General features: G+C 70.6%; 10 protein-coding genes. All 10 read left to right on the top strand.

Translation table 11 applies throughout. The annotated features are described in order from the left end of the window. The first annotated feature begins 174 nt into the window (after positions 1 to 174). Positions 175 to 1,521 carry an NADP-specific glutamate dehydrogenase gene (gene gdhA, locus A6048_RS15300; protein ID WP_107746717.1) on the top strand — a complete coding sequence of 449 codons (1,347 nt, stop codon included), beginning with the start codon at positions 175 to 177 and terminating at the stop codon, positions 1,519 to 1,521. Between the two features lie 375 nt (positions 1,522 to 1,896). Further along, entirely contained in the window at positions 1,897 to 3,750 is a 1,854-nt protein-coding gene (gene dnaK, locus A6048_RS15295; RefSeq protein ID WP_107746716.1) for a molecular chaperone DnaK, read from the top strand. Next, positions 3,747 to 3,944 carry a hypothetical protein gene (locus A6048_RS15290; protein ID WP_107746715.1) on the top strand — a complete coding sequence of 66 codons (198 nt, stop codon included), beginning with the start codon at positions 3,747 to 3,749 and terminating at the stop codon, positions 3,942 to 3,944. Before dnaK ends, A6048_RS15290 begins: the two co-directional genes overlap by 4 nt. Then, complete coding sequence (grpE, locus tag A6048_RS15285; RefSeq protein WP_107746714.1) at positions 3,941 to 4,561, top strand: nucleotide exchange factor GrpE; 621 nt, start codon at positions 3,941 to 3,943, stop codon at positions 4,559 to 4,561. The genes A6048_RS15290 and grpE overlap by 4 nt, the downstream gene beginning before the upstream one ends. Before the next feature lie 154 nt (positions 4,562 to 4,715). After that, positions 4,716 to 5,906: a molecular chaperone DnaJ gene (dnaJ, locus tag A6048_RS15280; protein WP_107746713.1), complete on the top strand. Its 1,191-nt coding sequence runs from the start codon at positions 4,716 to 4,718 to the stop codon at positions 5,904 to 5,906. Further along, positions 5,903 to 6,328 carry a heat shock protein transcriptional repressor HspR gene (locus tag A6048_RS15275; protein ID WP_107746712.1) on the top strand — a complete coding sequence of 142 codons (426 nt, stop codon included), beginning with the start codon at positions 5,903 to 5,905 and terminating at the stop codon, positions 6,326 to 6,328. Before dnaJ ends, A6048_RS15275 begins: the two co-directional genes overlap by 4 nt. 172 nt (positions 6,329 to 6,500) lie before the next feature. After that, complete coding sequence (locus A6048_RS15270; protein WP_159110208.1) at positions 6,501 to 8,969, top strand: ExeM/NucH family extracellular endonuclease; 2,469 nt, start codon at positions 6,501 to 6,503, stop codon at positions 8,967 to 8,969. Between the two features lie 98 nt (positions 8,970 to 9,067). After that, on the top strand, positions 9,068 to 11,725 hold the full coding sequence (locus A6048_RS15265; RefSeq protein WP_107746710.1) for an AMP-binding protein: 2,658 nt from the start codon (positions 9,068 to 9,070) through the stop codon (positions 11,723 to 11,725). 61 nt (positions 11,726 to 11,786) lie between these two features. After that, on the top strand, positions 11,787 to 12,680 hold the full coding sequence (locus tag A6048_RS15260) for a carbon-nitrogen hydrolase family protein (RefSeq protein ID WP_107746709.1): 894 nt from the start codon (positions 11,787 to 11,789) through the stop codon (positions 12,678 to 12,680). Continuing rightward, a complete protein-coding gene (locus A6048_RS15255) occupies positions 12,677 to 13,756 on the top strand; it encodes a hypothetical protein (protein WP_107746708.1) in 1,080 nt (359 codons plus the stop codon). Before A6048_RS15260 ends, A6048_RS15255 begins: the two co-directional genes overlap by 4 nt. Positions 13,757 to 13,777 lie beyond the last annotated feature (21 nt).

Here is a 13,777-nt window from a genome sequence, read left to right as displayed (position 1 = left end):
AGTTCGTGGCGGGGGTCGGCCGCAGCCTGACTCGGTGATCTCCCTGAACAGACGCTAGGCTGCGGCACGGCGGCGACGTGGTTGTGGCCGTGGCACCCACCTCCGGAACCTCGGTACGAGGTATCGCCCAGAGCGGGTCACCCGTGTACTTGTCATCCTTAGACCGGAGGTCCCATGTCCGACGCCGACGCCGCACTGCACGACGCGCTCGAGACCGTGGTGGCCCGAAACCCCGGACAGAGGCTCTTCCGGCAGGCAGTGCACGAGGTGCTGGAGTCACTCGCCCCCGTGGTCAAGCAGCACCCCGAGTACGTGGAGGGCGGGATCCTCAAGCGGATCATCGAGCCCGAGCGCGTAGTGTCCTTCCGCGTGCCGTGGGTCGACGACTCGGGAGTGATCCAGGTCCAGCGCGGGTTCCGGATCCAGTTCAGCTCCGACCTGGGTCCGTACAAGGGTGGTCTGCGCTTCCACAAGTCCGTCGACGAGGACACCCTGAAGTTCCTCGGGTTCGAGCAGGTCTTCAAGAACGCGCTCACCGGCCTCGGTCTCGGTGGCGGTAAGGGCGGCTCCGACTTCGACCCGCACGGTAGGAGCGACGGCGAGGTCATGCGCTTCTGCCAGTCGTTCATGGCCGAACTCGCCCATCACATCGGGGCGGATCTCGACGTGCCGGCCGGTGACATCGGCGTGGGCGCCCGCGAGATCGGTTACATGTACGGCCAGTACCGCAAGGTCACCGGCCGGAACGAGGCGGGAGTGATCACCGGCAAGGGGATCGGCTACGGGGGCTCCTGGGCGAGGACCGAGGCCACGGGCTACGGACTCGTCTACTACGTCCGCGAGATGCTGCGCGAGACCGACTTCAGCCTCGAGGGTTCCCGCGTGGTGGTCTCCGGTTCCGGCAACGTGGCCCTCTACGCGGCCAGGAAGGCCACCCAGCTCGGGGCCACCGTCGTGGCCTGCTCGGACAGCTCCGGGTACGTGGTCGACGAGAGGGGCCTCGACCTGGACCTGCTCGCCGACGTCAAGGACGTCCGACGCGAGAGGCTCTCCGTCTATGCGCAGGAGCGGGGCGACTGCGAGTTCGTCGAGGGGCGTCCGGTGTGGGAGGTCAGGTGCGACATCGCACTGCCCTGCGCGACGCAGAACGAGCTCGACGGCGACGCCGCCCGCACCCTGGCGGCGAACGGCTGCCGGCTGGTGGCCGAGGGGGCCAACATGCCGTGCACCGAGGAGGCCGTCGAGGTGATCCACGAGAAGGGCATCCTCTTCGGCCCCGCCAAGGCCGCCAACGCCGGCGGTGTGGCCACCAGTGGGTTGGAGATGCGACAGAACGCCGGCCGGTTGCAGTGGGACTTCGAGCGGGTCGACTCCGAGCTCGACCGCATCATGACCAACATCTACGCCACCACGGCCGCCACCGCCGAGGAGTACGGGATGCCCGGCGACCTGGCGGCCGGTGCCAACATCGCCGGCTTCCGCCGGGTCGCCGATGCCATGTTGGCCCAGGGCGTCATCTAGCCCGGGGCGCTATCCATCGCAGGGCGCTATCCAGCGCAAGGCGTCGAAGTGCAAGGCGTTGATTAGTGCAGCGCGTCATCTGATCCGTCCCTGGGTGGGCGGCGTCCCTTCGTCGTCGTCGCCCCGCTTTTCTTGTTGAGTCGGGTTTGCTCAAGTTTTGGTGTGAGTTGGATCACGTCGGGAATTGATCGGGCCGGTCCCCAGTTGTACAGTGCGTCAAACCTCAGCGATCCGGACTCAACTTGGGTTGACGGCGCCCCCGGCGACAGGCAGGGTGGAGTCACTGATCCGAGCCTTGAGCCGGGTCTGCTTAACAACAGAGTTTCGGACCACACCCCGTCCGCGCGATGAGAGCGCGGAGAGAAGGAGTTCATCATGGGACGTGCAGTCGGTATCGACCTCGGCACCACCAATTCCTGCGTCGCCGTCCTCGAGGGCGGCGAGGCCAACGTCATCGCCAACGCCGAGGGGTCACGCACGACCCCGTCGGTGGTCGCGTTCGCCAAGAACGGCGAGGTCCTCGTGGGCCAGCCCGCCAAGAACCAGGCGGTCACCAACGTCGACCGCACCATCCGCTCGGTCAAGCGCCATATCGGCACGGACTGGAAGTCGGATTCGATCGACGACAAGAACTACACCCCGCAGGAGATCAGCGCACGCACGCTGCAGAAGCTCAAGCGAGACGCGGAGTCCTACCTCGGTGAGGACGTGACGGACGCCGTCATCACCGTCCCCGCCTACTTCAACGACGCCCAGCGTCAGGCCACCAAGGACGCCGGCCAGATCGCTGGCATGAACGTCCTGCGCATCGTCAACGAGCCCACCGCGGCCGCGCTGGCCTACGGGCTGGACAAGGGCGACAAGGAGCAGACCATCCTGGTCTTCGACCTCGGTGGCGGCACGTTCGACGTCTCCCTTCTCGACATCGGTGACGGCGTCGTGGAGGTCCGCGCGACCTCCGGCGACAACCACCTCGGTGGCGACGACTGGGACCAGCGGATCGTCGACTGGCTGGTCGAGAAGTTCAAGGCGCAGAACGGCATCGACCTCACCAAGGACAAGATGGCGCTCCAGCGTCTGCGTGAGGCCGCCGAGAAGGCCAAGATCGAGCTCTCCAGTGGCCAGTCCACCTCGATCAACCTGCCGTACATCACCGTCGACGCGGACAAGAACCCGCTCTTCCTGGACGAGACGCTCTCGCGCTCGGAGTTCCAGAAGATCACTCAGGATCTGCTCGACCGGTGCCGCAAGCCGTTCCAGGCCGTCATCAAGGACGCCGGGATCGCCGTCTCCACCATCGACCACGTGGTGCTCGTCGGTGGCTCGACCCGCATGCCCGCCGTGTCGGACCTGGTCAAGGAGCTGACCGGCGGCAAGGAGCCCAACAAGGGCGTCAACCCGGATGAGGTCGTGGCCGTGGGCGCCGCGCTCCAGGCCGGCGTGCTCCGCGGCGAGGTCAAGGACGTGCTCCTGCTCGACGTGACCCCGCTGTCGCTGGGCATCGAGACCAAGGGCGGTGTGATGACCAAGCTTATCGAGCGCAACACCACCATCCCCACCAAGCGGTCCGAGACCTTCACCACGGCCGACGACAACCAGCCGTCGGTGCAGATCCAGGTCTTCCAGGGCGAGCGCGAGATGGCGGCGCAGAACAAGCTGCTCGGGTCGTTCGAGCTGGCCGGGATCGCTCCCGCACCGCGCGGCGTGCCGCAGGTCGAGGTGACCTTCGACATCGACGCCAACGGCATCGTCCACGTCACGGCCAAGGACAAGGGCACCGGCAAGGAGAACACGATCGTGATCCAGGACGGCTCGGGCCTGTCCAAGGAGGAGATCGATCAGATGATCAAGGACGCCGAGGCCCACGCGGAGGAGGACCACAAGCGCCGCGAGGAGGCCGACGCCCGCAACCAGGCCGAGTCCACGATCTACCAGACGGAGAAGTTCGTCTCGGAGAACGAGGACAAGGTCCCCGCGGACAAGAAGGAGTCCCTCGAGGCCGCGATCGCCGAGGCCAAGTCCGCACTCGAGGGCTCGGACGTCGACGCCATCAAGGCCGCAGTGGAGAAGGTCAACACCGAGGCCCAGGCCGTCGGCCAGTCCATCTACGAAGCCGCTGCGGCCGAGGGCGCCGAGGCCGGAGACCCCTCGTCCGACGGGTCGGCTGACGACGACGTCGTCGACGCCGAGGTCGTGGACGAGGACGAGCCCAAGGGGGAGAACAAGTGACGGACGCGACCGGAATCCCTGATCCCGGCAACCCGGAGGTCACCGACGAGGAGGCCGTGGACGAGAAGTTCGTCCAGGACGCCCCCGTCGCCCCCGAGGCCGAGATCGTGGCCGAGGGTGCGGCCGGCGTCGCGCCCGACGAGGTCGAGGCGGCCGCCGAAGACGACGAGACAGCCAGGGGTGAGTTCCAGTGACCACACCACACGCTGACGGTCCGGAGACGGACAAGGCCGCCTGGGCCGGCGGAGACGCCGAGGACGTGGCCGCCGCGCAGGCGGTGGACGAGAAGGCCGGGGCCGCTCCGGCGGAGACGGTGGAGGGCGAGATCGTCGACGACGACTCCGCTGCCGCCACCGCCGGCGCCGCCACCACCGGCGACCCGTCGTCGGACGACACCACGTCGGCACTGCAGGCCCAGCTCGACGAGCGGACCGCGGATCTGCAGCGCGTGTCGGCGGAGTTCGCCAACTACCGCCGCCGCGTCGAGCGGGACCGGCAGGCCATCATCGACACCGCCAAGGGTTCGGTCCTCACCGAGCTCCTGACGATCGTCGACGACCTGGAGCGGGCACGGGCGCACGGGGACCTGGAGGAGGGGCCGCTCAAGGTCTTCGCCGACAGGGTCCACGCGGTCCTGGCCTCCCAGGGGGTCGAATCCTTCGGCGAGGAGGGCGACGCGTTCGACCCGGCCGTGCACGAGGCCGTGCAGGACGAGTCCGAGGGCTCCGAGCCCGTGCTCGGCACGATCCTGCGCAAGGGATACCGCCACGGCGAGCGGACCCTGCGGTCGGCGATGGTCACCGTCCGCTGATCCATCCCGCCGGAATGCGGGTGTGACCGGTCGGGTGTGACCGTGTAGGTGCGAGTGCCTGGGCGGTCACACCCGCACACCGGCGGCCGAAGTGGAAAAATGAGACTAATGAGACTTCAGAAGAGCAGGACCCGATAGAGGAAGGAGGCGTCTGGTGAGTCAGCGCGAATGGGTCGAGAAGGACTACTACGCCGAACTGGGCGTCTCCAAGTCCGCCACCGCGGACGAGATCCGCAAGGCGTACCGCAAGCTCGCGAGCGACAACCACCCGGACAAGAACCCGGGTGACAAGGCCGCCGAGGAGAAGTTCAAGCGGGTCGGTGAGGCCAACAGCGTCATCGGCGACCCCGCCAAGCGCAAGGAGTACGACGAGTTCCGGGCGCAGGTCTCCTCGGGCGGGTTCGGCGGCTTCGCACCCCCCGGTGGCGGCAGGTACACCACGACCGGTGGCGACTTCGACATCGGCGACCTCTTCGGTGGGGCCGCGGGTGCCGGCGGAGCCGGTGGTGCCGGAGGCTTCTCCGACCTGTTCGGCGGCCTGTTCAACCAGGGCCGTGGCGGCGGGGCCGGAGCGGGACGCGGTCGGGCCCAGCGGCCGCAGGGCGGGCAGGACGTCGAGACCGCCCTCACCCTGTCGTTCCGCGAGGCAGCCCTGGGCGAGACGGTGCAGATCAGACTCTCGTCCGCCTCACCGTGCCTGACCTGCCACGGCAGCGGCGCCCGCCCGGGGACCAGCCCCAAGGTGTGCGGGACCTGTCACGGGGCCGGGGTCACCCAGCGCACCCAGGGTGCGTTCGGGTTCGCCGAACCGTGCACGGACTGCGGCGGCACCGGGTCCAAGATCGACGACCCGTGCCCGGACTGCACCGGCAGTGGCGTCACCGACCGCGCCCGCACCATCAACGTCAAGGTGCCCGCAGGGGTCCAGGACGGCCAGCGCATCCGGCTCTCGGGCCAGGGTGAGGCAGGGTTCCGCGGCGCGCCGTCCGGCGACCTGTACGTCACCGTCACCGTGTCCAAGGACGCCGTGTTCGACCGCGACGGCGCCGACCTGCTCGTGGACCTGCCGGTCTCCTACCCGGAACTCGTCCGCGGCTCGCAGGTGTCGGTGCCCACGCTCACCGGCCGGGTGACCGTCAAGGTCCCGGCCGGTTCTCGCGACGGCCAGATCCTGCGGGTCCGGGGACGCGGCATCGCACGCAAGTCCGGGACCGGTGACCTCAAGGTCACTCTCCGGGTGGCCACGCCCCCCGCCGGTATGGCCGAGGCCGAGCTCGCCGCCTACGACGACGCGTTGCGCGCAGCCGGCTTCGATCCACGGTCGGGCTGGGCCGGGTCGGCATGAGCCCCCGGCGGGACGTCGGGGACCTGGGCCCTGACGACAGCGTCCTGGTGATCTCCGTGGCCGCGGAGCTGTCGGGACTGCACGCCCAGACCCTGCGTACCTACGACCGGCTGGGCATCGTCACGCCCGAACGCACCAGCGGTGGCGGACGTCGCTACTCGCTCCGCGACGTGGCCCTGCTCCGCGAGGTGCAGCGGCTCAGCCAGGACGAGGGGGTCAACCTCGCCGGCATCAAACGCATCATCGAGCTGACCAACCAGGTCGACGCCCTGCAGTCGCGGGTCCGCGAGCTGGTCGACGAACTCGCGGAACTCCGCGCCGGGCCGGCGCGAGGCCGGGTCGGTGGGGAGCTGGTCCACGTACCGAGGTCCACCTCCGTCGTGGTCTGGCGTCCCCGACACGAGCGCGAGGACCGCCGCTGAGAGGACCCCCGGGGACCGGACAGGAGATGCTGCCTGAGGTTCACCCGGGCGTCTCCTGGGCACCGTCTGCGCAACTCCTTTCGCCCATATGGTGGCCCCGCCCGGGTCGGGACATGTCATCGCTCCCGATGTCAGCGCACGGCCGGGTTCGCCCTCGAAATGGAGTCCCCGAATGGAACGCTTTGCTGTCGGCCGCCCCCGCAGGGCGGTCGCCCTGGCCGCGACGGTCGTCGTGTCAGCGGCACTCGCGCCGATCGCCGCCGCCCCCGTCGTCTCCGCTCAGGCAGCGCACGCCCTGCTGATCACCGAGTACGTCGAGGGCACCTCGTTCAACAAGGCCATCGAGATCACCAACACCGGCGTCACGCCGGTCGACCTGGCCGGATACTCCGTCGAGGTGTACAGCAACGGCTCCACCTCCACCTCCTCGAACGACCGTCTGGCCGGGACACTGGCGCCCGGATCCTCGTTCGTCTACGGCAGCTCTCGCGCGGGCTTCACCGTGGACCAGGGCACCGGGGCCGGCCTGTGGAACGGCGACGACGCCATCGTCCTCCGCTCCACCGACGGAGGCGTCGTGGACTCGTTCGGCCAGGTGGGGTTCGACCCCGGCACCGCGTGGACCTCCGGTGAGGTGAGCACCGTCGACCGCACACTGCGACGCATCGTGGGTAGTGCCCCGGACACCGATCCGTCGAACGTGTTCGACCCCGCCGCGCAGTGGACCTCGATGCCCGTGGACACCTTCGACGGCCTCGGCAACTGGCCGGACGACGACTCCGGTGGCGATCCGGGCGATCCGGGCGACGAGGAGCCCGTGGGTGCGTGTGGCGAGGCGGCCACCGCCGTGGGCGCCGTCCAGGGCCCCGGTGCGCAGTCCCCGATGGTCGGTCAGTCCGCCACCGTCGAGGGCATCGTGGTGGGCGACATGCAGACCGGCGGCTTCCGCGGCTTCTACCTGCAGGACGCAGGGGACGGCGACGCCGCCACCTCGGACGGCGTCTTCGTCTACACCGAGACCCCCGCGGTGTCGGTGGGGGACCGGGTGCGGTTGACCGGGACGGTCGCCGAGTACTTCGGCATGACCCAGATCCAGCCGACCGCCACCGAGGTGTGCGCGACCGGCCAGGACCTCCCCGCCCCGATCGAGGTGGCCCTGCCGATCGCGGACCGCGACTCGCTCGAGCAGTACGAGGGCATGCGGGTGACGCTGCCGCAGCAGGTGACGATCATCGAGGCCTTCAACTACGACCGCTACGGTCAGATCGCCGTCTCCACCGGCCGGCAGTTCCAGCCCACCAACCAGTTCGAGGCGGGTTCATCCGAGGCGCGCGCGCTGGCCGAGGCCAACGCGGCGGACCGGATCCTGATCGACGACGGCCGCAGCACCCAGAATCCGGACCCGGCGATCCATCCGGACGGAGCGGACTTCACCATCGACCACCGCTTCCGCATGGGTGACCACCTCGACGGTGTGACCGGCGTGCTCGACTACCGCTTCGAAGCCTGGGCCATCCAGCCCACGCAGGGCGCCACCCACACCGTCGCCAACCCGCGTCCGACGGCGCCGGTCGTCGACGCACCGCTCACCGTGGCCGGGGCCAACGTCCTCAACTACTTCACCACCCTGCGATCGGACGACCGCAACGCCCGCGGCGCGCTGGACGCGACCGAGTTCGCGCGCCAGGAGGACAAGATCGTCGCCATGCTCGCCGGCCTCGACGCCGACGTGGTGGGACTCACCGAGATCGAGAACAACGACGACGTCGCCCTCCGCAGACTGGTCGACGCGCTCAACGCACGGGTCGGCGAGGGCACCTACCGCGCACTGGAGACCGGCCGGCTCGGAACCGACGCCATCACCACCGCGTTCATCTACAAGCCCGCCGCGGTGAGCCCAGACGGCGCCGTCGAGGTCCTGGACGAGACCGTCGACCCCCGGTTCGTCACCAGCAAGAACCGACCGGCCCTGGCCCAGGTGTTCACCGACAAGACCTCCGGTGAGGACGTGACCGTGGTGGTCAACCACCTCAAGTCCAAGGGCTCGGCCTGCGCTGATCTCGGCGACCCGGAGGACCCGAACGGCCAGGGCAACTGCAACGGTGTGCGGACCAATGCCGCCCGGGCGCTCGCGGACTGGCTCGGCGACCACCCGCGGCTGTCGGCCTCGGGCCACTCGCTGGTGATCGGTGACCTCAACGCGTACGCGAAGGAGGACCCGATCCTCGCCCTGAACGAGGCCGGCTACGTGGACGTGATCCGCCAGCACGTCGGCCCCGAGGCGTACACCTATGTCTTCGACGGACAGCTCGGCTACCTCGACCACGCCCTGGCCAGCGCCGGGCTCGCCGAACACGTCACCGACGTCGCCGTGTGGACCAACAACGCCGATGAGCCGGACCTGATCGACTACACCATGGAGTTCAAGAAGGACGCCCAGGACGCGATCTACGCGCCTGACGCCTACCGTGCGTCCGACCACGACCCCGTCCTCGTGGGCCTCGACCTCGCCGGTGACGGCGACCCGGGTGATCCGGAGGAGCCCACCGATCCGCAGGAGCCGGGCACCGGCTCGGTCTCGGGGGTCTTCGGGACGATCGGTACCGCCCTGAGGTCGCTCTTCGCGGGCTCCTCCGCGTAGTCGGTCGCGGGGCCCGGGCCACGACCGGGCCCCGCGAGGGCCGCATCCGAGCACACGTCGAATTGTCCTAGGATAGCCTTACCTTTTACAGTGGTCGGGTGACGATCACGCAGGTAGGGCATACCGGGCAGGTCGGGGGACTCGCGAGGGCCCTCGCGGCCCGCGGCCGGGCCGTGGCCGTGATCGACGACGACACCACACTCACCTACACCGACCTCGCCCTTCGCGTCTACGACCGGGCGACCGAATACCCGGCGGTGGCATCGGGGCGGCGGATGATCGGCCTCGTCGCGGGCAACACCTGCGACTTCCTGGTCGACTATCTCGCCGCGCACGAAGCAGGTCACGCGATCCTGCTCCTACCGCCGGAGAGCCCGGCCACGCGAAGCCTCGTGGACTCGTGGACCCCGGACGTCGTGGCGGGTGCGGGAGAGGCGATCCCGAGCTCCTCGCACCACACCCCGCCGCGCCACGAGCTCCACCCCGACCTCGCCCTGCTGCTCAGTACCTCGGGCTCCACCGGGTCGCCCAAGCTCGTCCGCCAGTCGCGTCAGGCGGTGCTGTCCAACGCCGCGGCGATCGCCGAGTACCTGCGCATCGTGCCCGGCGACCGCGCGATCACCACCCTCCCGCCGCACTACTGTTACGGCCTGTCGGTGATCCACAGTCACCTTCTCGTGGGCGCCTCCGTGGTGCTCAACGAGGACTCCGTGGCGACCCCCGAGTTCTGGGAGCGCGCCGGCGCCCACGGCGTGACGACCTTCGCCGCCGTCCCGCACACGGTGGAACTGCTCGAACGGGTGGGGCTGGACCGGCTGGACCACCTCACCCGCCTGCGCTACCTCACCCAGGCCGGCGGCCGACTGGCCCCGGAGAAGGTGCGCTCGCTCGCGGAGCGGCTCGAGGCCAGGGGCGCCGAGCTCGTGGTGATGTACGGCCAGACCGAGGCCACCGCCCGCATGGGCTACCTGCCACCACACCTCGCGCGCAGCCGGGCCGGGGCGATCGGCGTCGCGATCCCCGGCGGTGCATTCCGGGTGGACAGGCCGAACAGTTCGGATCCCGACTCCTCGGAGTCCGACGGCTCCGATCCCGATGCCCCGGGTGAGCTCGTCTACACCGGTCCCAACGTGATGATGGGCTACGCCCGCGACTCGGCCGACCTCGCCCGCGGCCCCGAACTGACAGAGTTGCGCACCGGGGACCTCGCGCGGATCGCCGACGACGGCCTCGTGGAGATCGTGGGCCGCATGGGGCGCGAGGCCAAGATCTTCGGCCACCGGATCGACCTCGGGCGCGTCGAGGCCGCGCTGGCCGACCGCGGAGTGGACGCGTGGTGTGTGGGCGAGCCGGATCGACTGGTGGTGGTGACCAGGGACGCCGATCGGACGCAGGACGCACGAGCGGGAGCCGCCTCCTCATCGGGGTTGCCAGCCTCAGCTGTCGAGGTCCTCGTCGTGGACGAACCGCCGCGCACCCCGGCGGGGAAGATCGACCAGATGGCGCTGCGCGAGCTCGTCGCCGCGAGGAACCGGGCGGTGGCCGACGACGCCGCCGGGTCGCCCGGTGAGCTCATCGCGCACGCCCTCGGCCTGGACGCCCGCGAGCTCGACCCCGATGCGACCTTCGTCGACCTCGGTGGCGACTCGCTGACCTACGTGGTGCTGTCCACGAAGCTCGAGGAGCGGGTGCCGGGCCTGCCGCGGGACTGGCACCTGTGTCCGGTCGGGGAGCTCGACGAACTGGCCCGCGCCTGCGTTCCCACCGTGGCCCGGTGGTGGGCGCCGTGGCGGGCATGGGCGCGGGTGGACACCTCCATCGTGCTGCGCGCGCTGTTCATCCTCGCGATAGTCGGTTCCCACACGCGGGCCATCGCGATCATCGGCGGCGCCCACGTCCTGGTGGCCCTGGCCGGCTATTCGTTGGCGCGGTTCCGACTCCACGCCACGGACGCCCGCGACCGCGCCCGCGGGGTCCTGCGCACGGCCGGGCGGATCGCGGTGCCGGCGGTGCTCTGGCTGTTGATCGTCACGCCACTGACCAGCCGTTATCACTGGTACTCGCCACTGTTGGCCACCAACCTGTTCGGGCCGCGGTCGTGGTGGGAGGACCGCTGGTGGAACCCGTGGCAGATGTGGTTCATCGAGGCGGTGGTCTACGGGCTGCTGCTCGTGGCGGCGCTCATGGCCGTGCCCGCGGTGAGCCGCCTCGACCGCCGGTGGCCGCTGGCGCTGCCGGCCGCGTTCGTCGCAGCCGGGCTCACCGTGAGGTTCGGGCTGATCGACCTGGGTGGCGGCCCTCAGGTCTGGTACTCGGCGCCGGCAGTGCTGTGGCTGTTCGGGTTGGGCTGGGTCATCGCGCGATCCGCCGCGCCCGGCCGCTCCGATTCTCCCGCGCACGCGGTGTGGCTCCGCATCGCGTGTTCGGTGGTCGCGCTGCTGTGTGCGCCGGGGTGGTTCGGTGACCCGGGGCGCGAGGTCGTGATCACGGCCGGACTGCTCGCCCTGATCTGGATCCCGTCGGTCCGCCTGCCGCGCCCGGTGGTCCGGGTGATCACCCCGCTCGCCGCGGCGTCGCTGTTCATCTACCTCACCCACTTCCTCGTCTACCCGCCGATCCGCGACGCCGGCCACGTGTGGCTGTCGTTCGCCGCGTCGATAGCCGTCGGCCTGCTCGTGTGGGTGCTCTGGGAACGGGGTGCCCGGGCGGTCCGGCGGTCCGCACCGCGCGCGGCCTTGGCGCTCCGGCGCGGGTAGCGTCGGGGGACGAGCACCCGGCCGGAGGCCGCCCGACCCCGAGAGCCCCAGGAGGACCGCCGTGCGCATCGCCGCAGCCCAGATCCTGTCCGGACGCGATCCCGCCGACAATCTCCGGCTGGTCCGCGACTCCGTGGCCGAGGCCGCCACCCGTGGGGCCCGGATCGTGGTGCTGCCCGAGGCCACCATGCGGGCTTTCGGGGCCGGCCGGCTGGACGAGATCGCCGAGCCCCTCGACGGCCCGTGGGCGACCGCGGTGGCCGAGATCGCTCGGGCACACGGGGTCCTCGTCGTCGTCGGCATGTTCACGCCCGGCGAGGGCGGCCGCGTGCGCAACACACTCCTGGTCACCGGCCCCGCCGGGGGTAGCTCGGACGGTGGGGGCGGCGCGGACGGTGGGGCCGGCGGGGACGGCGCAGACGCTGGGGACCTCCACCTGGGCTACGACAAGATCCACCTGTTCGACGCGTTCGGGTTCGCCGAGTCCGACACCGTCGAGCCCGGAGACGCCACGCGCGTGGTGACCGTCGACGGCGTGGGGATCGGGCTGAGCGTCTGCTACGACATCCGTTTCCCCGGTCAGTTCCGTGCACTCGCGGCCGCCGGCGCCCGCGTCACCCTGTGCAGCGCGTCGTGGGGGTCGGGCCCCGGCAAGGTCGACCAGTGGCGACTGCTGTCCCGGGCTCGCGCGCTCGACGCCACCACGTTCCTGGTCGCTGTCGGCCAGGCCGACCCCGAGGCCGAAGGTGTGCAGGTCAAGAGTGGCGCCCCGACCGGCATCGGCCACTCCATGCTCGTGGGACCGGACGGGACCGTGCGCGACGAGGCGGGCCCCGGAGCGGGGTTGGTGTTGTTCGAGATCGACGACGACGAGGTGACCGACATCCGGAAGAAGATCCCCGTGCTCGCGAACGGCAGGATCACCGAGGACCGGGCCGCGGAGGTCGTACGGTGACCGGGCCGCGCGACGGCAGCGGTGCCGGTAGGGACGCCGGCAACGGTGGCGGCGGGCGCGAGGTCGACCCGCCGACCGAGCCGAACCCGTCAGCGGACCCGCCGACGGAGCAGATGCCGTCAGCGGACCCGCCCACCGAGCCGAACCCGTCCGCGGACCCGCCGACCCAACAGATCCCGCCCGCTGATCCGCCGACCGAGCACCTCCCACCGGTGGAGGGCGAAGGGACCGGTACCGCGTGGTCGCAGTACCCCGCCGGCCCCGCGATGGCGGCACCCACGGGCAGTAGCCCCACCGGCGGCTACCCGACCGGCGACGTTCCCCCGCAGGCCCACGTGCCTCCGCCGGGAGATGTCCCTCCCCCGGTCGACGGTGGCGACGACGGCTGGGACGGCAGCGGGCGCGGCGGGAGTCCGACCCCGTGGATGATCGTCGCGATACTGCTGGCGGTGGTGCTGGTGGCCGGGTTGATCGTGTGGTTGGTCAACTCGGGCCGAGACGATCGCGACCCCGTGACCGTACCCACGACCACCACGGCCACGACGACCTCGACACCGCGCACCACGCCGAGACCGACCACACCCACCACGACCGGCCCGCCCGGAGTCGCCGAGCGCTGTTCCCCGGAGTTCGTGGCCGAAGAGCTGGGCGACGACACGACCGTGCGCGAGTGTGACGGGCGGTTCCTGCTGGTCAGCGGCGAGGACGGCGATCTCGAGCTGCTCTCGTGGCGAGAGGACACCTGGGAGTTCCTGGCCGAGCCGTCATCCGAGGTGTGCCGGGAGCAGCTGGAGCAGCTTGGCGTGCCGGATCAGTTCCGCCGCGTCTTCCAGCCCTGTGAGGCGCCCACACCCAGCCCGACCACACCCAGCCCGACCACCCCGGCGACCACGCCTGCGAGCCCGACCCCGCCCACGGCTCCCACGACCGTGACCACGCCCCCCGCGCCGCCGGCGGACCCGGGCGCCGGTGGGGTCGAGGAGGGTGCAGCCGCAGGCGATGACTCCGCGGACGATGCCTCCGTGGACGATGATGACGCCGGCGACCGTGCCGAGGGGGACGCCGAGGAGTCCTGATCCCGGAGCCGGCACGGCAGC

The organism is Dietzia psychralcaliphila (genome assembly GCF_003096095.1).
Lineage (GTDB): Bacteria > Actinomycetota > Actinomycetes > Mycobacteriales > Mycobacteriaceae > Dietzia > Dietzia psychralcaliphila.
This window is presented reverse-complemented; position numbering and strand designations above follow the sequence as displayed.